The organism is Bifidobacterium sp. MSK.17.10, assembly GCF_019129655.1.
GTDB classification, from domain to species: Bacteria; Actinomycetota; Actinomycetes; order Actinomycetales; family Bifidobacteriaceae; genus Bifidobacterium; species Bifidobacterium adolescentis.
Window position 1 is genome coordinate 46,921 of sequence record NZ_JAHOJD010000009.1, and the last position, 21,627, is coordinate 68,547.

Genomic DNA, 21,627 nt, shown 5'->3' on the forward strand with positions numbered 1-21,627 from the left:
CTGGTATGGTTGCATGAGAACAAACGTACGAACGATGGGGGTTCAGGTGGCGGACACTCTGGCATGGCTTTCCGACGAGCTGCGCAGCGAATGCAGCCAGCCGGTACTGCAGCGCGCCCGCGGCATCGCCAACCAATGGCGTTCCAAAATGGAGGACCTGCATTGCCTGAACGACACCGCATCCAACCGCATCACCCTGTATGCCACCATACGGGGCACCACCTCACCCTCCAGCCGTTACGAAGTGCAAGCCACGCTTGATTTCGCCGACGAGCTGTTTCTGGCACGCTACTGCTCCTGCCCGGCATTCAGCGGTTCGCAGCGCGGCTACGGTTCCTACCGGACCTTCGACTACCACAACAGTCCGAAATACCGCAGCTTCGACGATGACGACGACTACGATTACGTCGACGACTACGACGATTTCGGCTCCGGCAGCACGTACGGCCACGTCAACGATGATGACGACTCGGCTTCCTCCACCAGCCGCCGGTACACCGGCATGTGCAAGCACGTAGCCGCCATGCTGCTGCTGTTCCTGCAGCAGCCGGAACGATTCCGGGGATTCCACGCCGCAGCCGCAACACCCCGGGCCCTCGCCGACTACATGCGCTCCCTCGATGCGAAAAGCAACAACGCCGGCGAGAACGCCCAACTCGACGTGCTGAAACGAATCATCAACGCGAAAAGCCGATTGATCGAGGAACAACGTGGCGCCTCCGGACAGGGAGCCGCCAAACCGAAACGCAAATCAAGCGCGCCGGTCGACGTCAAACCGGGAAGCGTGTACCTCGAGCCCACGCTGATCAACGGCCATGACGCCCTGCGCCTGTCCCTGCGCATCGGATGCGGCGACGCCGACTATGCGCTCAAAAACATCTCAAGATTCGTGGCCGACATGCGGACGGGAACATACGAGTCATATGGCAAAAAACTCGCGTTCACCCACACTCCGGACATGCTCGACCCCTTCTCGCTGAAGCTATACCGCTTCCTGCAGCAGGTGATCGCATCCAGAACGGCGGCCCAACTGCAAAACGGATACTATTACGGCGAAGCGGTACGCGTCGACCGTGAACTCGTCCTCACCGATTGGGAGGCATGCGACCTGCTCGACCTGTTCCACGCCGTGACACAGGACGAATACAAGGAACACGAGTCGAAGGCCCGCGGTTTCCTGCGCACGTCGGACGGTGACGGGCTGAGACGATTGCTTATCGAGGATTTCCAACGCACCAAGGAATCCGGGCCAAGCCGCATCCACATGGCCAACGAAGGAGGCGAGCCGTTCGGCCTTGACATTGTCGAAGGCGACCCCACCTTCACGTTCAAGGCGTCCTACGTGCATGAGGGCACCGCGTCGGGCGTGCGCATCACATCGAACCAAAGCATCTCCGATGTCATCAACGGACGCAACGGCTTCTACGTTTTCAGCCGCGAACGTCCCGACGATTCCACGGCGACGGACAGGATAGGCATCGACGGGCTCTTCCGCTGCACCGATAAACTGCGCCCGGCATTGCAGGTGCTGCCTGACCTGTGTTCCGACGATCCGGACGGCGTGTTCATCGCCGAAAACGACTGGCCCATGTTCGCCCGAACCATCGTGCCGAAACTCACCGAAGCGGGCATCGGATTCGACATTCCGCAGGAAGTGACCGAAGCGGTGGGAACCGAATGCCGGATCGAATTCTATCTGGACCGCGATTTGTACGGCATCACCTGCGAAGCGGTGGCGAAATACGGCGACTTCACCTTCCAACTGGTGCCCACCGCCAAAGAACTGCGCGGCGTGATCAACCCCGATTCACGTTCAAGAGCCTCGCAGGTCAAACGCGACCTGTCACGGGAATCGTTCGCCGTGCAGGTGGTACGCCAGCTGTGCCCTACATGGAGCTCCATCGACGTGGCACGCGTCAAAGAAGAGGATGAGCAGGCTATCCTGCTCATGCTCACCGACGGCGTGCAGATCCTCAAATCGGTGGGCCAGGTCTTCTCCACGGCGGCATTCGATGGCATGATGCAGCCCAACCCGCCATCGGTGAAGGTCGGCTTGTCCATCGACTCGAACCTCGTTGAAATCTCACCGATCGCCGACGAGGTGCCGATGAACGAAGTCGGCGCGCTGCTTGACTCCTACCGAAGAAAACGCCGCTACCATCGGCTCAAGAACGGCACGTTCGTGGATTTGAAGGAAGCCGACCTGCATGAGCTCGACCAAGTGTCCACGGACCTCGACCTGAGTGAAAAACAGCTCGACTCCGGCATCATCAAAATCCCCGGATACCAAGCGTTCCTGCTGGACTCCCAAGTGGACGACGAAGGCAAAAGCGCCTCGTTCGTGGACTATGTCAACGATGTGAAGATCGTCGATCCGAAACGCTACGAAGTGCCCGAACGGCTCAAAACCGTGCTCCGCCCATACCAGGTGGAGGGCTTCCAATGGCTGTCCACCCTGTGGGACAAGGGCTTCGGCGGCATCCTCGCCGACGAGATGGGCCTCGGCAAATCCGTGCAGCTGCTCTCGCTCATCGAAGCGCGCAAAGGAAACGGTCCGTCACTCATCGTCTGCCCGGCATCGCTCGTCTACAACTGGGCCGCGGAATGCGAGAAATTCGCGGGCGATCTGACGGTGGAAGTCGTCGCCGGTACGAAAGCGCAGCGACGCAAGGCCATCGCGACGGTGGCCGCGCAATCGCAGGAGAACGACGGTGCTACGACGAATGGCGCCACGACGTACGACGGCACCGACGTGGTGATCACCTCCTACGATCTGCTGCGTCGCGACGTGGACGATTACGCAGCCTGCCATTTCGCGCTGATGGCGCTCGACGAGGCGCAATACATCAAAAACCATGCCACAAAGGTGGCCAAATCGGTCAAACAGGTCACGGCCGACCATCGCTTCGCTCTGACCGGCACGCCAATCGAAAACCGGTTGAGCGAACTGTGGAGCATTTTCGACTTCCTCATGCCCGGACTGCTCGGCACCTATACGAAATTCCGCGAAAAATACGAGCAGCCGATCATGGCTCCCGGTCCGGAACATTCCGTCATGGCCGACAAACTGCAGGCATTGGTGGGACTGTTCATCAAACGCCGTCTGAAAAAAGACGTGCTCACCGACCTGCCCGACAAATTCGAGAACGTGCTCACCGTCAAACTGGAAGGAGAGCAGCGCAAACTGTACGCCGCACACGAACAGCGGCTACGCGCCACGCTCACCAAGGCGTCGGACGCCGACTTCAACACCAAGAAGATCCGCATCCTCGCCGAATTCACCTTGCTGCGCGAAATCTGCTGCGATCCAAGACTCGTATACGCCGACGCGAAGAACGCCTCCGCCAAACTCGACGCCATCGCCGAACTCGTGGCCACATGCATGGGCGAAGGCAAAAAGGTCCTCGTGTTCTCGCAATTCACCTCGTTCCTCGAACTCATCGGCGCCAGACTCGCCGAACAAGGCGTGGAATACTACACCATCACCGGCGAGACGCCGAAGAAACGCCGTGTGGAACTGGTCGACGAATTCAACGGCAACGACGTGCCCGTATTCCTCATCTCGCTCAAAGCCGGCAACACGGGCCTGAACCTCGTGGGCGCGTCCGTGGTGGTGCACGCCGATCCATGGTGGAACGCCGCCGCGCAGAACCAGGCAACCGACCGCGCGCACCGTATCGGCCAAACCCAGGACGTGAACGTATACCAGATCGTGGCCAAAGACACCATCGAGGAACGCATTCTGAAACTGCAGGAAAAGAAAAACGAGCTGGCGCGCCAATTCACCGACGGCACCGCATCCGGCGGCGTCGGCACGCTCAGCAAGGACGATCTGCTCGGCCTGCTGTCATAACATGCCCGCTGTCGCGGCGTGCGCAGACTGCGTTCCGAATCGCAAGACGAAAACGGAACGCAGGTTGCGCATATCGCATGGCGGGCGTATATATGGACAAGCAAGTTTCAGGGAAGGTGAAAATCCTTACTGGCGGTAACGGCACGACCGGCATTCATAACGGCCCCATACCGAAGCCCGCGACCCGCGAAAGCGGCTGATCCGGTGAGAATCCGGGGCCAACGGTTACAGTCCGGATGGAAGAAACGGAGCTCAACATGAGTGTATCCTCTCCTAGCAATACCTCCAATACCGCAGCTGATCAGGCCGCAGACAAACCGATGACCCGTCCGGACAACGCGCACTCCACAGGCGTCGCCGACTCCGGCCGCTGGTCCACCAAACGCATCGCCATGTACGCGCTGTTCGTGGCGCTGTCCATGGCCGTCAGCTTCATCGAATTCCCGATCATCCCAGGCGTGCAGTGGCTCAAATACGACCCATCCGGCATCGTCTGCCTCGTCGCGGGCTTCGCGTTCGGACCGGCCGCAGCCGTCATCGTCAGCGTGCTCGGCTTCGTGCCGCACCTGTTCACCAACCCATGGGGCACCCTGATGGCCGTGCTCGTGGCATTGGCCCTGTCCGTGCCGGCATCGCTCATCTACAAAAAGAACAAGACGCGCAAGGGCGCGCTGATCGGCATCATCGTCGGCGCTGTCGTGGCGCTCGCCGTCGCCATCGTCGGCAACATCATCGTCACGCCGTTCTACGCGCACATGACCACCGCGCAGGTCGTGGCGCTTATCGTGCCGGCGCTCCTGCCGTTCAACGCGTTGAAGTTCACCATCCACGGCGTGGTCACGTTCCTGATCTACAAGCCGATCTCCAACCTGCTGAACCGTTGAGCTTCGTTTGTTCCCATTGAAATGAACATGGAGGGACCGTCCGCATCCACCGGAGGGTTCCTCCGTCTTGTTTTCCCCGAGAATTCCATGCAGTGCTGGTGAAGGAAGATTTTATGGTTACGACCAATGCGCCGATCATAACGCTACGCGATGTGCGATTCACCTATGATGGCGGCGCGACATGGGCGCTTGACGGTGTGAGCCTTGACATCCGCCGTGGCGAACGCATCTGTCTGACGGGGCCGAACGGTTCGGGCAAATCCACGCTGTCACGTGTCATCGCCGGACTGGTGGCTCCCGATGAGGGATATGTCGCATTGTCAGGCAATGTGGTGTTCGACGAGTCCGGCGCGCACGCCGACGAGTATCGAACCGCCCGTTGCGGCATAGGCGCGGTGTTCCAGCATCCCGAAGACCAAATCGTCACCACCGTCACCGAAGACGACGTGGCGTTCGGACCGGAGAATCTTGCGATTGAGCATGATGAGATCGGCCTGCGCATCTCCGGTTCGCTGGACGCCGTGGATATGAGCGACTATCGCGCTTCCGATCCGACGCGCATGAGCGGCGGCCAACAACAACGCATCGCCATCGCCGGCATGCTGGCGATGGATTCCGATGTGCTCGTGCTCGACGAGCCGACCGCCATGCTCGACCCGCAAGGGCGCGCCGACATCATGCGGGTGCTGGACGAACTCCAGGACCGCGGCACCACCATCATTCTCGTCACGCACCATGCGGACGAGTTGGAACATGCCGACCGTGTGATTCAGCTGGAAGCAGGCCACATCGTAGGCGATGGCCCCGCCGACGAGCGGCTTCGGATGCCGGTTCAATCGGTGGGCCTACCGAAACGCATTGATGATAAGCCCGCCGAAACGCTCATCGAAGCACGCGACATATCGTATCGTTACGTGGACGCCGAACGTGACGTGTTCAACCACCTGTCGTTCAGCATCGGCAAAGGCGAGACAGTGGCGTTGATGGGACGCAATGGCGCCGGCAAAACCACATTGGCGCGCATGCTGTGCGCGTTGGAGAAACCCACGACAGGCTCGATCGTCATCGACGGCATCGCCGTGGCCACTGCGAAGGCAAACGGCGGAACGAAGCCCCTCAATCGCAAAAACCGTACGAGGCTGCGCCGTACGGTCGGCTACGTCATGCAGCATCCGGAACGGCAGCTGTTCGCCGACACCGTGGCCGAAGACGTCGCATACGGGCCTTCCAACCTGGGATTGGATACGTCCGAGGCGATGGAACGCGCCATGCAGGCCATGCGGCTGCTGCATATCGAACATCTGCGAGACCGTTCGCCGTTCGACCTGTCGGGCGGCCAGCAGCGACTGGTGGCGATCGCCGGCGTGATTGCATGCGAGCCGAAAGCGTTGATTCTGGACGAGCCGACCGCAGGTCTTGACGAGGAGGCCGCCGCACGCGTGCACGGGCTCATCCACGAGCTCAAATCACGCGGCGTGACCATACTGCTCATCTCGCATTCGCAGGATGAAGTGGACGAGCTTGCCGACCGTACCATCATGTTGGGCAAGCCGGCGAAACGTGCGGACTCTAAGGAATCCACGGAATCCACAGTGAAAGCCACCTGCGAAGAGGGGCCGGATGCGGAATCATCCGTGGACGCCGCCGGCTCGGACACCGCGACCGTGGGGGAGCGGCGGACCCTGTTGGAACGCCTCGATCCGCGCGTGGGCATGCTGTCCGCATTGGCGCTCATGTTCTCCGCGTTCGCCATCGGCTCATTCTGGCAATTGCTGCTTGCCGTGGTGTTCACCGGCGTGATCGCCGCGGCCGGACGCATCAATGTAGGCCGATTGGCCGCTTCCGTGCGTGTGTTCCTGGCATTGTTCGTTTTCTGCGGCCTGCTGAACATCTTCTTCGTGCGCACCGGCACCACGGTGGCGAGCCTCGGGCCGATTCCCATCACCGATGACGGCATCCGCATCGCCATACTCTACGCATGTCGGTTCGCCGTGGTCATCGTCATCGGAGCGATGTTCCTTGCCTCCACCACACCGACCGCCATGACCGACGCGTTCGAATCATTGCTGTCACCGTTCGCCAGATTCGGCCTGCACACGCAGGAGACGGCATTGGTGATGAGCCTCGCCCTGCGTTTCCTGCCGACGCTTGGCATGGAAACGAAAGCGATTATCGACGCGCAGTCGGCGCGCGGTGGCAGCGTCGAAACAGGTTCGTTCGTAGTACGCATCAAAGCGATGGTGGCGGTCGTCGTGCCGGTCTTCGCCGCAGCCATCCGCCACGCCGACAACCTGAGCCTCGCCTTGGACGCGCGCTGCTATGAGGAAGGTGCGACGCGCACGCATTGGCGTGTCATGCGCGTCACCGGCATGGACGTGGCCGTGGCGATCGTGGTGCTCGTCTATCTCGTCGCACTGGTCGTGCCGGGCGTGCTGTTATGACCGGTGCGTTGCGGGCGGATGGGCAAATACCGTCCTCACGCTAGGCTTGAGCGGGTATTTGTAGATAGGAATGGAACACATATGGCACTTACCAAAAAGCAGGTCAAGCAGCTGCGCGGCCTGGCCACCAAACTCAATCCGCTCATCCAGGTCGGCAAGAACGATCTGAGCGAAAACGCCGTCAAACAGGCGGACGAGACCATCGAGAAGCGCGAGCTCGTCAAATGCTCCGTGCTCGACGGTTCCGGTCTGACCGCCAAGGAGGCCGGCGAAGGTCTCGCCGAACAGCTTGGCGCGGAACTCGTGCAGGTCATCGGCAACCGTTTCGTGCTCTACCGTCGTTCCCAGCGTGACGACGTGGAGCACATTCGTCTCGTGCGCGAATAGCGATCCGAACGTTATATGAGAAGCGGCCCGCCCTCCGAAACCAATCGGAAGGCGGGCCGCTTCATATGGAAATAAACAATCGGAAGAGAGCGTGCCGGAGAATCAGCTCTCCTGATCCCATTCGGGCTTCCACGTGTACTGCATGTCGTACGCGCTGGACCAGAACATGTACTCGTTCTCAACGCCGGTCACAAAAATATCGACCAGCTCCTGCTTACGTTCCTCGCTCACCTCGGCGGCGAGTTTCTCGATATGCTCGATCAGCCAAGCCGAACCCTGCCAGAACTCGTCGGTCTTGTACATGTCCACCCAGCTCTTGTACTGGTTCACATCGAGCGTGTCGGCGAATTCATGGGCAAGACGATATCCGTAATCCGCGTACACCCAGGCGCAGGGGAGCACGGCCACGAGAATGTCGAGGATGTCCTTGCCATAGGCGATGGAAAGGATGTTCGACGTGTACGCGCGGGCGAACGCCGACTGGCGCACGTTGTTCATCTGCTCGTCGGTGATGCCGTAGCTGGCCAGATACGTGCGGTGCACGGTCGACTCCACATTCAACGCGCCGTTCTGCACGTTGAGCATGAACGCCATGATCTCCGGATCGTCTGTTTTGGCCAGTCCCAAAGCATGCACTCTGGCGTAGTCGTTAAGATAACGGAAATCCTGCAGCAGATAGAACGCGAACTTCTCGCGCGGCAGAGTGCCTTCGCCCAGTTCGCGGATGAACGGCTGCCTGTAGCCTTCCTCCCATACGAGGTCGGCGGCTTTGCGCAGCCGCTGCGCGAATGGGGGAAGATTGGTTCGCGTGACGCCCTTCGAAGCGTCGAACGCGGAATCGGAATTGGTTACGGAAATCACATCAGCCATATGGCCATGCCTCCCTACGCTGGTGTCAACCATCAGGTTCAAAGGGTTCGGACGTCCACGCCCATCTCAATCCGTCATACGGATTCCCCTGCATACGCGGTTCATTATGGCAAACAAGTTCGTGCCGTGCAAGGTTCTGTCCATATTTGTCGCGGGATTATGCCCGTGCTCGGCTCCATATCGAACATGGCCGATGTGTGGTTGAGGGCCGGTGCAAGAATGGAACGTATGACTGAAAAGCAAGTTGCGAAGAAGACCATCGAAAAGCTGGCTATCGTCGTGGTGACCTACAAGCGCCAGCAGCTGCTCGCCACCCTGTTCGAATCCATCGAGAAGCTTACCGTCGCCCCGTGGCGCATCATCGTCGTGGACAACGAGCACAGTGACAAGACCCATGGCATGGTCGAAGAATTCAGCGCCAAGCTCACCGCGCAGTGGGGCACCACCGTGGCCGACCTGTCCGGCAACGAGAACCGCGTGGTCTACGCGCCGCAGACCGACAACCTCGGAGGCGCGGGCGGTTTCTCCGCAGGCGTGAAGAAGGCGTACGAGCTGGGTGCCGAATGGTTCTGGGTCATGGACGACGACGTCGCCGTCATGCCGGAAGGCATCGAGCGCTTGGCCAAGTGGACCGATCGGCACGACGTGATTCAGGGAAGCCGCTACGACTATGATGGCGGTCCGTTCTACTGGCAGTACGATTTCATCGTCCCGCTCGGCATTCCGAACCCGATCGCACCGGCTGCGTTCGGCCCGGCTGGCTATCGCGTGATGGACACGTTGTGCTTCGAAGGCGGCCTGTTCCGCCGCAACATCGTCGAGAAGATCGGTCTGCCCGACCCGCGTTTCTTCATCTATTGGGACGACACGATGTACGGCTATCGTGCCAGCAAGGTCACCAATCCGATCGTCGTGCCCGACGTGGTGCTGCGCCGTACGCGCGAGATCGGCAATTGGGACATCGCCGGCGTGCGCCAGCTCAACTCCACTTCCGACATGAACCGCTACCACATCATGCGCAACCGCGGCTACATGGCCCGATACTTCATGACGTACGGCGATTACCGTCCGCTATTGTTCGGCCTGGGTACGGTGCTGACCGCGGTCAAGGAAGTGATTCGACTGACGATGGTGGACCGCGAGCATTTCAAGACTGGCATCGTTCAGATCGCCAAAGGATGGTGGGATTCGCGCAAGCTGCTGCATGATCCGGAATGGCAGCCGATGCCGCCGCTGAAGTAACACCGTGGCCCACGCGTTTCCCAACGCGCGGCGATCACGCGATTGACGATTCGTCCCACGTCGGAGCCTCTACCGACGTGGAACGAATCGTTTGCAAAACAGGCGATGAAATATTTACTCGGTTAAGTATTACAATTTGTGCAATCGTTCTCACCATTTGTGCATGTCGCGCGCGATTTTGGGCATGTTGCGAGTTATCATAACACGTATCGGTTCGAATACACCCATAACATACCTTGATAGAGAGGTTGAAGATGATTGAGACTGCACAGGCATTCGGCGTTGACATTGGTGGCTCCGGAATTAAGGCCGCCCCGGTTAACCTCGAGAAGGGCGAGTTCGCCGAACCGCGTCTGAAGATCCTCACCCCGGAGGTGTCCACTCCGAAGGCCGTCGGCGAAATCGTTCGCCAGCAGCTCGAGCATTTCGAGGTTCCGGAGTCCGCTCCGGTCGGCATCGCCTTCCCGGCTCCGATTCATGTGGGCGAGAAGCTTGGCTACATGGCCAACCTGGACCAGTCCTGGGTCGGCGTGGACGTCACCGAAGTGTTCTCCGAAGCTTGCGGTCGTCCGGTCACCGTGGTGAACGACGCTGACGCCGCCGGTCTTGCCGAGCAGCAGTTCGGCGCCGCGAAGGGCCAGGATGGCCTCGTCATCGCCACCACGCTGGGCACCGGCATCGGCACCGCGCTGATTTTCAACGGCGAGCTCATTCCGAACACCGAGCTCGGCCATCTGGAACTGCTCAAGGGCAAGGGCGACGCGGAGAAGTACGCCGCATCCTCCATCCGCGAGAAGCTCGACATGGGCTACAAGAAGTGGGCGAAGCGCCTGACCAAGTACTACTCCCTCATGGAGTTCTACTTCGACCCGCAGCTGTTCGTCGTCGGCGGTGGCGTGTCCCGCGTCTCCGAGAAGTTCCTGCCGTACATCGACATCAAGACCCCGATCGTCGCAGCCAAGCTGCACAACGAGGCCGGCATCATCGGCGCCGCATACTACGCGAGCACCAAGCAGAAGTGATGTGTTGACCGATTAGGTTGTCACAAGGCCGTCCGATTCGTCGGACGGCCTTTTTCGTTGTTCCATGTGCCGCAGATGGAAGACGGCAGTCCATGGAGTAGGGTGGAGAGCATGCGTTTTTCCTCAAGAGTCGACATCAGTGAGCCCAATCCCATCGCCAAGGCGGAAGCCACCGCCAAAACAGCCGGCAGACCGCTCGGCAAGCTCAACGACTCCAATCCGACACGGCACGCGCTGGCTCCGGATCTTGTGCCGGACATCTACTCCGCCGACCCGCGCGGCCAACGCTACGCGCGTGAGGCGCTGGCCGCGTTCCTTGACATGCAGGAAATCGGCCATTGCTCGCCGGACGACCTGTACATCCTCAGTTCAACTTCCGAAGCCTACTCGTGGCTTATCAAACTGCTGTGTGATGCCGGTGACGCCGTGCTCGCACCGAAACCCGGCTATCCGCTCATCGAATCGATCGCACGCCTCGAATGCGTCGACATGATCGAATACCAACAACGATTCGACGGCTCCTGGTACATCGACGTGGCCGAACTGAAAACCGCGCTGGAAGGCCCGGACGGCAATCGCATCCGCGCGCTGGTGCTCATCAACCCCAACAATCCGACCGGTTCGTACGTCAAACCGTCGGAACGCGAGGCGATCGTCCGCCTGTGCCGGGACCACGACGTGGCCATCATCGCCGACGAAGTGTTCTACGATTACGATTTGGAACCATTCGAAGGCAATGCACGACTCGCGGGGGAGCGTGGCGCGCTCACATTCGCGTTGGACGGTTTTTCGAAAATGCTCGCCGCACCGCATGCCAAAGTCGGCTGGATCCAAGTGTCCGGACCGGCAGAAGACGTGACGGAAGCCAAGCGTCGTCTCGACGTGATCGCCGACGACTATCTGCCCATGAGCGAGATCGTCGCAAAACAAATTCCCGCACTGCTTGAAGCGGCGCCATCGCAGACCGCGCGCGTGCAGGAACGTGTGCGCGGCAATCTCAAAGCACTGCATGCCATGCTCGACGCGGACGAGCAAGGTCTTGTCAGCGTATTGCGTGCCGAAGGCGGATGGAACGTACTGCTGCGCGTGCCCAGCGTGCTCGACGAGAACGAGCTGGTGCTGCACATGATCGAACGCCACGGCGTATCCGGACAGCCCGGCTACTTCTTCGACATGACCTCCAACGGCTATCTGGCCATCTCACTACTGCCCGAACCGGACGATTTCCGGCATAACGTGTACGTGGTGATCGACACCGTCAACGAACTGATCGGCTGAACGGACTGCCGAGTCCGAAATCTCTTCTACGCCCTGTCGCCCTTCGCCGCCTCATACTTCGAACGAACCAAATCCGTGTAAAAATCGACCGCCTCACGAGGCACGCCGTCGAACACCACACGATGGTCGTCGACAACGAGCACGCGGCCGATCGCATATTCCGGACGGACGATCAGATCCGTGTCATGCGTGGCGAACACCACCTGCTTGTCATAGCTGAACAGGGCCTTCGCCACGCGCGCCGACGCCACCTCGTCCAATCCCTTGGTCGGCTCGTCGGCGACGATCGCAGCGGGGGAGAAGCTCAACGCGGCCGCGATCGCCAGCAGATGCCGCTTCTCGCTATCCAAAGCGGAGGCCGGCTCGCGGGCCACGGAAGCCAAGTCGAAATGCGCGAACAGATTGCCGATGATCGCCTGACGTTCGCTTTCCGGCACCTTGTGCTTCTTCAACGGCAGGTCGATCGCCTCACGAATCGAAGCCGCCTTGTAGTAGGCGTTCGGAATCTCTTCGCGCCGCACGCGGCCGACCAGATCCTCGACATGCTTCAGATTGCGTTTCACGGCGGGGTCGTATGCGGTACCGTCCGCTTCGATGCGGACCGTTCCGGACGTGGCGGCCAACGCTCCGTCCAGCAACTTCAGCAGCGTGGTCTTGCCTGCGCCGTTCAAGCCGATTATCGCCACACGCTTGCTGTCAGGTGTGATATCAAGCGTGGTGGCTTCCAAGCCGATATTGCCGTCCTCGTACATGTGGGCGGCCTGGTCGAGATGGAACGTGACGGACGAAGCCGGTGTGGAATGTTTACCGGCGAACAGCGAATCGAAGAAACCCATACCGCCGATTGTAACGAACCGCAGGCGCAACCGCGCGCAGGTTCACCGGCAGTTCATCCGAATCGTCCGTGCCCGCATGCGTGGCGGACGCCTTGTAATCGGCGAACAGGCTGCCGAAATCCAACAGTCGCGTCACACTGCTGGTTTCGGCATCGAGTTTGACGACTTGGTCCTGCACGGCGTTGTCGTCGCGGCCCAGTTCGGTGGTGAGCAGCACGATGTCGCCTTTGGCATCCAACGTGCGGCCTGAGGATGGTTGCGTGGCGGCGAAAGCGGTTTCATGGTCGGCGACCCCCGGAACATAACTCAAAGCAACAATGATGACAATCACTATGATTGCCGATGAAACTCAGAGCAAACCGGAAAAACTGCTATATGAATCAGGAAAGAAACCTGAATTTTTACTGGATGTAGCTTATGTCGGACGTCAACCCAACATGAACCAGGACTGCACGTCGAGATAGAGGGCGGGATTGTTGCGCAACATCTCATCGTCACGCCCGGGCAGGAACAACGACATCAGCGCGACAACCAGCGTGAACAGCAGCAGCGCGAGGAATCCGGCACGACATACCCAACGCAGACGCGGCTTGCCGCAATCAAGTACGATCAGCAACGAAGGCAACGCGGCCAAGGCAAACAGCCATCCGAAATCGGCGATGTACCGCCATCCCAAACCAGCCATGCGGGAGTCAATCACCACAAGCAGCAATCCCAATGCCAGGCTGGATGTCAACAACAGCCATGTGTTCGTGCGCCCGGCCTTGCGCATACGCCGGTAGAGGAACGGGCAGGCCAGCGCGGCCAACGTCAACGGAGCTATCGTGAATAAGCCGCCAGGCATTGCCTCGGTAAATCCCCAAGTGGGAAGAGGCGCCGGATTGACGGCGAGGAACGGAAACGCATCCGTGAACCGCAACGGCAGGAACAGGTAATATGCGACGGTCAGCGCAAGATTCGACAATGGCTGCCGATAACTGGTCATATCCGTGACCGTCATCTGATATGAGGTGCCGAAGTCGAGCGGTGATCCGAACCGGACCACGTTGTACGCCAGCAGAGGAACGATCACAATCAACGCGGGAAGCAATGCGGCCAACGGCGCGCGCATCAGACGCCAGACCGACATATGGGGAAGGGAGGAATCATTGGAGGCGTGACGGAAAATCGACTGAATCTGCGGCCAGAATATTACGAAAGCCAGCAACGCCACGAGAATGAACTGCGGACGGCACCCCAGATTGGCCGCAATGCACATCGAGCCTGCAGCCAGATGGGGCAACGACAACGACTGCGTGCCATCAACCTCACGAATCCGATCGCCTGACACCGGCACCCGCTTGGCGGCGCCCAACCACAGCCACAATCCCAACACGCTCAGAAACAGGGAGGCGGCGATCGGCACCGAATAGAAATTCGTCCGATACCACAGATACAAACCATTGGAAGCCAACAGCATGAACACGCACAGCATACTGACCGCAGCCAACGGCGCATTCGGACGAATTCGGGATATCACACGAATCACCAGCAGACATCCGAATACCAGAAAACCAAGCATCAGCAGCGGCACGGCCGCACCGCAGGGCATCATCAGCCCGCCATCGACGAACAACGATGTGACCGCCCGATACGGCAGGAACAACAACAACGCGGGAACCACACCGAAATACGAATACCAGTGCCCCTGATAGAACGCGTAATCCCAATACACTGGGCTTACGCCATCGGCAAGCAACCGCTGCCGGGTGGCCACATCATACGGATCCGCCGCGTCACGCAACGCATCCGGCACATCCAAATCCAACCACGCGTGACCATCAAGCAGCGCCCTTGCCACGTAATCGTACTGGTCGAAATCATACGTGTACGTGCCTTTCGTATGGAAGCTCAACGGAGCCGCCTCCACCAGCTGCCACACCACAACGGCACAAGTGACCACAACAGGCACCGCCAGCAGCGCCCCCAGCCACGCACGCTGCCTCACACTCGTCGTATCCAACGGCATCCGCCACAACCGCGAACCAGGCCTCCACACCAGTACCATCGCCAACACGGCCACCATCACGCCGATACGCAACGGATTCAACGCGAACGGTACACGCACATTCGCACGCACCGCATCAAACGGAATCAGCGAACCCTTCGGCTCGACAATCCGCACGCACACCGAACCACCGGCAGCCGCCGCATGCACATACAGCGAACGCGGCGAAGACACCGACACCGAACTGACCGTACCGGCCCTGCGATTGACATCAGGACGGACGCGAACCGTGCGCAACACCTGCTCCGATTGTCTGGCTGCCTTATCCAACGCCTTCGAAGACACCGGGTCCATACGAACATATTCCGACGAGCCATCCGCATCGACCTGCATATATGCCTGCGTCGGATCGGTGACCTTCAACAACCCCTCGTCAGTACGTTCGAGCCCAGGGCCTAGCACGTTGTACGCGGCGGCGGAATCACCCGATGCGGCCAAGGAACGCCAAAACGGCATATTGCACAACACGCACTCGACCACCACCATCACCGCGAAAGCGACTACAATGGCTGCGCACATACGACGACGTGCCTGAAAACGCTGCTTCGAAAAAGTCACGTCATTATTCTAATAGCTTCATGTCGCGTTGGATTGAAAGAATAGCACACATGTCTCACCGCACACCATCAGACCCGGCCAGCCAACCGGAACATAACCGGACCATGCTCGAACGCGTCAGGCAAAATGTGCGGCGACTCGTCAACCAGGCCACGCCGCGCCACATCCACGCCAACCCCTTCGGCAAGGCGCTTGACAAGCCCGACGACATCGTCGACGAACTGACCCGCAACGCCATCCGGCTTAATCCGCTCATCAAACGACACATCATCGACGGATTCGAAGGCGTGCCCGGAGGATTCCGCCTCGGATGGGCCCAACTGCCGCAGACCCACGGCCATGCCTTCTCCATCGGATTGTTCACCGACAGCGACCACTTCGCCCAAATCGCGCTCGCGGACGGCAAAGCGCGTGTCTTCGCCGGCACCGATCCGGACATGGACACGCAGGAACTCGAACCGCGGTTCGTCTTCGTCAAAGAGGAAACCCTTACGTTGGCGGACGGTCCAAGACTCGGCCATGCGGCCAGCCGCAATCCGAAAACGGTGCGCGCCACGCAAGGCGGCGTCGTGGGACGCATGCCGGGCGGTCGCATGATGTGGCTCGCCTCATGGCTCAAAACCGGCAGCCGTTACACGCTTGAGCAAATGCGCGCCAACCTGCCAGCGAATATGCGGTTCGACCTCGAATATCGGGACGCCATCACCATCGCCTTCTTCGCCGCCTACATGCTTCCACAGATGAACGGCCTGCTCGTCGGCTTCGGTTCCGGCAACATTTTCCGCAGGCTCAACCGCGAAGCGCCCATAGGCGCCATCCGACGGTCCATCAGAGACACCATGAGCGCCCGGTCGCATGGCATGCGCGCCTCCGGCCTGGAAGACTACTTCGCCGATCTGATGCGCGAAGCCCACGCGCTCGATACCGATCAAGGGCTCGAAGCTGTGCACGGAGCGGAACCGCTGCGCCTGTACACATCCAGCTATTCCGGATGCTACTTCTTCGCATGGGATTCCTCCCTGCCGTTCTCGGCAGTGCTGTGCGCCCTCAACATCGAGGGCAACCTCAACCGCTTCGCCGCCGTCAGCTCATGGTTGGAACGTAACGCACGCATCGGCGCTCTCCCCACGGAGGACACGGTGACGCGTGCTGAAGCCGCGCAGATCGACTTCGCCCTGCTGGAGAATCCGACGCTGATCGCGTTGAAACCGGACGACCGGTTCGGCGCGATCCTCGACCCGAACCGGGAAGACGGCATCCAGGCCGCCAGCCGACTGGCGGATATCGCGGCCGACTTCCGGCGTGAAGTCGCCGAATCAACCAAGGACAACGTGTTGGAAGGCGATTTCGGCGCCGACGGAGGTTCCGAATGGGTGTACCGGCAGACCATGTCCCGTCTGCTGCGCAGCCTGCGTCTGCCATACCGTTTCGACGTTGACTTCCGGTGCGACCTCAGCGACGGCGAAGTCGCAATCGGCTTCACTTCTGCTGGAGTGTCCATGATGCCGTTCACCCGATACGACGTATCGCGCCGCGCGTGGATCGACCTGACCGACGTCGAACGCACGCGTATGAGCGTCGATTACAATCTGCGCGTCGGACTCATGATGGCCGCGCTGAGCTTCGGAGCCGATCCGAATGTCAAACGCGTGTCGATGCACATCGATTCGATTGGTCTGGAAGAGGCCGTAGCCGAACAGGATTCCGCCATCAGCGAGTTGATGAGCGAGGCGTTAAGCGCCTTCGAACGCATCCGTACCGGAGACATGAGGCCATCCGGATCCAAAGCCGCTCCAAAGGACGGCGACTACCATGGCGATCCGGCTCGGCCCGTCACTCCGAGAACCACCGATATCTCATCCGAATCAATCGATTCCGACGATTCGGCTGGCTCGGATAGCGTTGGCACTGGAGACGATACGGTGGACGGCCAGTTCGAAGACCTGATGAAAGACATCGACTTCGACGAAATGGCGTTCGCGGTACCGGACGGACGCGCCGATGATGACGACGCCTCCATGCGGGACGACGCCAGCGACAAAACGGAGTACGACACCTACCTCGATGATGATGACGACGATCCGATGGCGCAGCTGCGCAAAAACCCGACCGTACGCAACTTGGTGACCGTCACCTTCACCCGCGACGAGTTCCTGAAGCGGCTCGACACTGACGGATTGGCCCATCCAACCGCCACATACCGCATGTTCGACGCCGAAATGGACGTGGACGGCAAAGGCGCGCTCAAACCCATCGATGCGGCCTTCGACCTTCGTGACAGCCGATTCTCACCGGCGGGAAGCCAAGAAGAACCCGAACTGTCCGACATTCGTTTTGATGACGGCACGGCGCAGTTGTTCGGCTGTGAGAACATGATGGGCCTGTCCATCCAGCGTGTCGACCTGTTGCAGCGCGCCGTGGGGGAGTTCCATCGTCTTGCGCAAAGCGACGGACTCGAATCGGTGGCCAAAGCCAAACAGGCCATGGACATCATCAATTCCATATCCGATCCGGAATTGACCGAATTGGCGCCGCAGGTCACCAGCGCGCTGATCGACGGCGAAGACACGCCCGACTTCTCATTCGAACTGGCACAATCCCTCGATGACGAACGTCTGAAGGCACGAGACATGCTGTTCTCCGGAGACGTCGAGCGGGCCATCGAATCCGCCCAGTCCACACTCGAACGTATGGACCGGATCTTCGCTGAAAATCCGGGCGTGCCGCGGTACTTCAATTCATATGCGGAACGCGTTATCTACAACCGCATGTTCGCCACCGAAGGCGAAAGAACGGTGCTCATCCCCGACAACCTGTTCTACATGCATATGGAGCTTGCCGACCTGCTCGCCCAAGTCAAAGGCGTCGATGCCGCGCTGCCGCATCTGAACGCCATGGTGCGTTACGCCCCCGCATACCCGCTGTCGCATCTCAAGCTCGCCGTGCAGCTGGGGCGTGCCGAGGACTGGGATCCGGCACGTGCGGCATGCCTCAACGCGCTGAACGTCGCGCTTGACCGGGAAGACGCCTCATTCGCCTACTATCGCCTCGCCTATGCGGAATGGATGTGCGACCACTTCGACCTTGCCGCCGCCTCATACATCATGAGCGAGGAGATCGCCCCCGGACGTATCGCCATGCTCGAAAGCGAACTGCAGGAACTGATCGGAAGAGCGCAATCGCAGTGCATTCCGGTGCCGACCAACGTGCAGGAAGCCATCCACGTGCTCGCCGACGCCGGACTGCCGGTATGGCCGAACACGCCGGTCGCGCCCCTGATGCACCAAGCGGCCCGCGTCTGCGTGGACAAAGGCATGTTCGTGCCCGCACGCACCCTGTCGGTGGCCGCGATGCGCATGGATTACGAAGACCATGACGGTGCCGACGTGGTGCAGGTGCAGTTCCTGCGCTCTCTGAACAACTAACAAAAACAGTCGAACATTTGTGCGATAATCGGTGCTGGCGTGGACATCCGCGCGGCATGGCGGAAATGATGGGAAAGCGGTGACAATGACGAATCGTGATGATTCCGAACAGTTGGCATGGGATTTCGACGCGCCGGAGAGCGACGGTAGTTCCGCGGCCGTCGTGGCCGATGAGGTGCTGGCTTCGCTGACTCCGGGCAGCGAACGTTGGATTGCCGCGTTGCAGCCGACCGATGCCGACGCCATGCGCCTCGACAAGGTTGATGTGGCTTCGATGAGCGCCGAGGCCGCGGCCAGGCTGTGGGCGCGCGTGGCCGCATGGGTGGAATCAGACCAGATCGCATACTATATCGACGATGCCCCCGTCTCATCCGACGCGGCATATGACGCAAGATTGCGCTGCCTGCAATCGCTTGAGGCGCAGTTCCCATCACTTGACTCACCGCAGTCACCGACCCATCGCGTGGGCGGCACGTTCTCCAACGACTTCGCTTCCGTACGTCATCCATCGCGCATGATGAGCCTCGATGACGTGTTCTCCATCGAGGAGCTGCGCGAATGGTACGACGGCGTGCTCAGGGGATTGGATTGGCCCGAATCGAAGCCACTGCCCATGACCTGCGAGGTGAAAATCGACGGTCTTGCGCTGAACCTCATCTACCGCAACGGCGTGCTTGAACAGGGTCTGACCAGAGGCGATGGCGTGACCGGCGAGGACATCACTCTCAACGTGCGCACCATCTCCACCATTCCGCAGAACCTTGCCGGACCGGAGGAAGACATTCCCGAATTCGTGGAGATTCGCGGCGAAGTGTTCATGCGATGGGACGATTTCAACAAGCTGAACGCCGAGAACGAGGACGCCGGTCGCGCGCCATTCGCCAATCCCCGCAACGCGGCCGCAGGTAGTCTGAGACAGAAGGATCCGCGTATCACCGCAACCCGTCGCCTGAGCTTCTACGCGCACGGCATCGGATCGCTGCGTTGGGGTGCGGGGCACGCCGGCAACGGCCATGATGTGGTCAACGACCAATCCGAAGCCTACGAATTGTATAAGAAATGGGGTGTGCCCGTCTCTCCGCACAACCGTGAGGTCACGTCGTTCAAGGAAATCCTCGACATGATCGACTATTACGGCGAACACCGAGGCGACATCGAACACGCGCTTGACGGCATCGTCGTGAAGGTCGACGATTTGGGATTGCAGCGTTCCCTTGGCGCCACATCGCGTGCGCCGCGCTGGGCCATCGCCTACAAATATCCACCGGAAGAAGTCAATACCGAGCTGCTTGACATCACTGTGCAGGTGGGGCGCACCGGACGTGTGACTCCGGTGGCGGTGTTGAAACCCGTGTACGTGGCCGGTTCCACAGTATCCCGTACCACGCTGCACAACCCCTTTGAAGTGGAACGCAAAGGCGTGCTCATCGGCGACACCGTGGTGGTGCGCAAGGCGGGAGACGTGATTCCCGAGCTCGTCGGTCCGGTGCTGGAGCGACGCAAGGGACGCGAGGGCGAGCTCCGCCGGTTCGTGATGCCCACGCGTTGCCCGAGCTGCGGCGCGGAACTCGCTCCCGCCAAAGAGGGAGACAAAGATATACGCTGCCCGAACGTGGAATCCTGCCCGGCGCAGCTGACCGAGCGGATCATCAATCTGGCGTCCCGCAAGGCGTTCGATATCGAACATCTGGGCGACCAATCAGCCATTGCGCTGACGAATCCCGAAGAGGACAGGCCCGATTCCATCGACACGTATGCGCCGAACATCACCGAAATCGTGGTGAAACCCGGTGAGGAGCCTGAACCGTACGAGCCGGTGGCGGGACTGGAACTGCCGCCCATGCAGACACCTGTGCTGTCCAGCGAGGCCGGGCTGTTCTCGTTGACGTCCGCAGACCTCAAGGATGTGCGCGTCTGGCGCGAGGCCCCAATCATCGAAATCCACGAGACCGTCGGGTCAAACGGCAAGATCAAGAAAGTGCGCAAACGTGTGGGCGGATCCGGATTATGGCATCAGGTGCCCGCATTCTGGACCGCGCCTACCGCTGCCCGCAAACGCAAGGAAGCCGACATCGACGAGACCGCGGAATATCCGCAATACGTGGTGCCGGATGACGCCGTGGTGATCCGCGAGGAAATCAAGGTATCCCGTGGAGGCGCGTCCAGCGTGCAGCCGGTGTACATTCGTCCGGCGGAAAACACCCGCAAGATGCTCGACGAAATGGACAAAGCCCGCCATGCCGACCTGTGGCGCGTTCTGGTGGCCCTGTCCATCCGCAGGCTCGGACCGCCCACCGCACGCACCATCGCCAGCGCGTTCGGTACGTTGGATGCCATCGAACATGCCAGCGTGGACGAATTGTCCCAAATCGACGGTATTGGTCCGGAAATTGCGGAATCCGTAGTCACATGGTTCACCGCGGCCCGTGAGCCGGGCAATTGGCGCGGTGCCGTGCTTGACGCATGGAAGGCCGCCGGCGTAGGAGTCGGACAAGCCCAAGCCAGCGGACTACCACAGACATTGGCAGGCAAAACGGTCGTGGTCACCGGCTCGTTGGAAGGATTCTCCCGCGATTCCGCAAAAGAGGCCATCGTTCTGCGCGGAGGCAAAGCCGCAGGATCCGTCAGCAAGAAAACCGATTGGGTCGTCGTAGGCGAGAATGCCGGCTCAAAAGCCGCAAAAGCCGAGGAACTGGGCATCCCCATGCTCAACGAAGACCAATTCAAACAGCTGCTCGACACGGGAACAGTTGAATAATCGCCACACCATCTGGCAAGCCGTGC

Annotated in this window: 13 protein-coding genes and 2 riboswitches; of the genes, 9 read left to right on the plus strand and 4 right to left on the minus strand. The window is 60.3% G+C overall.

Features of this window, described 5'->3' with window-relative positions:
• Window positions 1–13: 13 nt before the first annotated feature.
• The 4 genes from KSX58_RS08500 (at window position 14) to KSX58_RS08515 (ending at window position 7,565) form a co-directional block, all read left to right on the plus strand.
• Window positions 14–3,853, plus strand: coding sequence for a DEAD/DEAH box helicase (locus KSX58_RS08500; RefSeq protein WP_080703732.1), 3,840 nt, complete (start codon window positions 14–16; stop codon window positions 3,851–3,853).
• 99 nt (window positions 3,854–3,952) lie between these two features.
• Window positions 3,953–4,105, plus strand: a riboswitch (FMN riboswitch).
• The gene (locus tag KSX58_RS08505) at window positions 4,090–4,737 is read left to right on the plus strand and encodes an ECF transporter S component (protein ID WP_003810354.1); all 648 of its coding nucleotides are present in this window, start codon (window positions 4,090–4,092) and stop codon (window positions 4,735–4,737) included. Its footprint overlaps the riboswitch before it by 16 nt.
• A gap of 113 nt (window positions 4,738–4,850) precedes the next feature.
• Window positions 4,851–7,178, plus strand: coding sequence for an energy-coupling factor transporter ATPase (locus KSX58_RS08510; protein ID WP_217736168.1), 2,328 nt, complete (start codon window positions 4,851–4,853; stop codon window positions 7,176–7,178).
• Window positions 7,179–7,259: 81 nt separating this feature from the next.
• Window positions 7,260–7,565 carry a YhbY family RNA-binding protein gene (locus KSX58_RS08515; protein WP_085380374.1) on the plus strand — a complete coding sequence of 102 codons (306 nt, stop codon included), beginning with the start codon at window positions 7,260–7,262 and terminating at the stop codon, window positions 7,563–7,565.
• Window positions 7,566–7,667: 102 nt separating this feature from the next.
• Here KSX58_RS08515 and tenA read toward each other — a convergent pair whose 3' ends face one another.
• Window positions 7,668–8,435: a thiaminase II gene (gene tenA, locus KSX58_RS08520; RefSeq protein ID WP_021913686.1), complete on the minus strand. Its 768-nt coding sequence runs from the start codon at window positions 8,433–8,435 to the stop codon at window positions 7,668–7,670.
• Window positions 8,429–8,535: riboswitch (TPP riboswitch) on the minus strand. It overlaps the preceding gene by 7 nt.
• Before the next feature lie 128 nt (window positions 8,536–8,663).
• Between tenA and KSX58_RS08525 the strand changes: the two genes are divergently transcribed.
• The 3 genes from KSX58_RS08525 (at window position 8,664) to KSX58_RS08535 (ending at window position 11,977) form a co-directional block, all read left to right on the plus strand.
• Window positions 8,664–9,677, plus strand: a complete 1,014-nt coding sequence (locus tag KSX58_RS08525; RefSeq protein ID WP_034984606.1) for a glycosyltransferase family 2 protein — start codon at window positions 8,664–8,666, stop codon at window positions 9,675–9,677.
• 254 nt (window positions 9,678–9,931) lie between these two features.
• Complete coding sequence (ppgK, locus tag KSX58_RS08530) at window positions 9,932–10,699, plus strand: polyphosphate--glucose phosphotransferase (protein ID WP_011743321.1); 768 nt, start codon at window positions 9,932–9,934, stop codon at window positions 10,697–10,699.
• Between the two features lie 111 nt (window positions 10,700–10,810).
• Complete coding sequence (locus KSX58_RS08535; protein WP_033499835.1) at window positions 10,811–11,977, plus strand: pyridoxal phosphate-dependent aminotransferase; 1,167 nt, start codon at window positions 10,811–10,813, stop codon at window positions 11,975–11,977.
• A 26-nt stretch (window positions 11,978–12,003) separates the two neighbouring features.
• Here the strand turns inward: KSX58_RS08535 and KSX58_RS08540 are convergent, their stop codons facing one another.
• The 3 genes from KSX58_RS08540 to KSX58_RS08550 form a co-directional block, all read right to left on the minus strand.
• A complete protein-coding gene (locus KSX58_RS08540) occupies window positions 12,004–12,813 on the minus strand; it encodes an energy-coupling factor ABC transporter ATP-binding protein (RefSeq protein ID WP_217736167.1) in 810 nt (269 codons plus the stop codon).
• Entirely contained in the window at window positions 12,782–13,123 is a 342-nt protein-coding gene (locus tag KSX58_RS10495; RefSeq protein WP_051633917.1) for a hypothetical protein, read from the minus strand. The genes KSX58_RS08540 and KSX58_RS10495 overlap by 32 nt, the downstream gene beginning before the upstream one ends.
• A 117-nt stretch (window positions 13,124–13,240) precedes the next feature.
• Window positions 13,241–15,379: a hypothetical protein gene (locus tag KSX58_RS08550; RefSeq protein WP_085380373.1), complete on the minus strand. Its 2,139-nt coding sequence runs from the start codon at window positions 15,377–15,379 to the stop codon at window positions 13,241–13,243.
• Window positions 15,380–15,522: 143 nt separating this feature from the next.
• Here KSX58_RS08550 and KSX58_RS08555 point away from each other — a divergent pair, with 143 nt between their 5' ends.
• Complete coding sequence (locus tag KSX58_RS08555; RefSeq protein ID WP_055054811.1) at window positions 15,523–18,843, plus strand: lipopolysaccharide assembly protein LapB; 3,321 nt, start codon at window positions 15,523–15,525, stop codon at window positions 18,841–18,843.
• Window positions 18,844–18,928: 85 nt separating this feature from the next.
• Window positions 18,929–21,601: an NAD-dependent DNA ligase LigA gene (gene ligA, locus KSX58_RS08560; RefSeq protein ID WP_217736166.1), complete on the plus strand. Its 2,673-nt coding sequence runs from the start codon at window positions 18,929–18,931 to the stop codon at window positions 21,599–21,601.
• The last annotated feature ends 26 nt before the right edge of the window (window positions 21,602–21,627 follow it).

Excerpts from the sequence above, each read along its gene's own strand:
- KSX58_RS08500 (WP_080703732.1), top strand. The coding sequence starts at position 14 with ATGAGAACAAACGTACGAACGATGGGGGTTCAGGTGGCGGACACTCTG.
- KSX58_RS08505 (WP_003810354.1), top strand. The coding sequence starts at position 4,090 with ATGGAAGAAACGGAGCTCAACATGAGTGTATCCTCTCCTAGCAATACC.
- KSX58_RS08510 (WP_217736168.1), top strand. The coding sequence starts at position 4,851 with ATGGTTACGACCAATGCGCCGATCATAACGCTACGCGATGTGCGATTC.
- KSX58_RS08515 (WP_085380374.1), top strand. The coding sequence starts at position 7,260 with ATGGCACTTACCAAAAAGCAGGTCAAGCAGCTGCGCGGCCTGGCCACC.
- tenA (WP_021913686.1), bottom strand. The coding sequence starts at position 8,435 with ATGGCTGATGTGATTTCCGTAACCAATTCCGATTCCGCGTTCGACGCT.
- KSX58_RS08525 (WP_034984606.1), top strand. The coding sequence starts at position 8,664 with ATGACTGAAAAGCAAGTTGCGAAGAAGACCATCGAAAAGCTGGCTATC.
- ppgK (WP_011743321.1), top strand. The coding sequence starts at position 9,932 with ATGATTGAGACTGCACAGGCATTCGGCGTTGACATTGGTGGCTCCGGA.
- KSX58_RS08535 (WP_033499835.1), top strand. The coding sequence starts at position 10,811 with ATGCGTTTTTCCTCAAGAGTCGACATCAGTGAGCCCAATCCCATCGCC.
- KSX58_RS08540 (WP_217736167.1), bottom strand. The coding sequence starts at position 12,813 with ATGGGTTTCTTCGATTCGCTGTTCGCCGGTAAACATTCCACACCGGCT.
- KSX58_RS08550 (WP_085380373.1), bottom strand. The coding sequence starts at position 15,379 with ATGTGCGCAGCCATTGTAGTCGCTTTCGCGGTGATGGTGGTGGTCGAG.
- KSX58_RS08555 (WP_055054811.1), top strand. The coding sequence starts at position 15,523 with ATGCTCGAACGCGTCAGGCAAAATGTGCGGCGACTCGTCAACCAGGCC.
- ligA (WP_217736166.1), top strand. The coding sequence starts at position 18,929 with ATGACGAATCGTGATGATTCCGAACAGTTGGCATGGGATTTCGACGCG.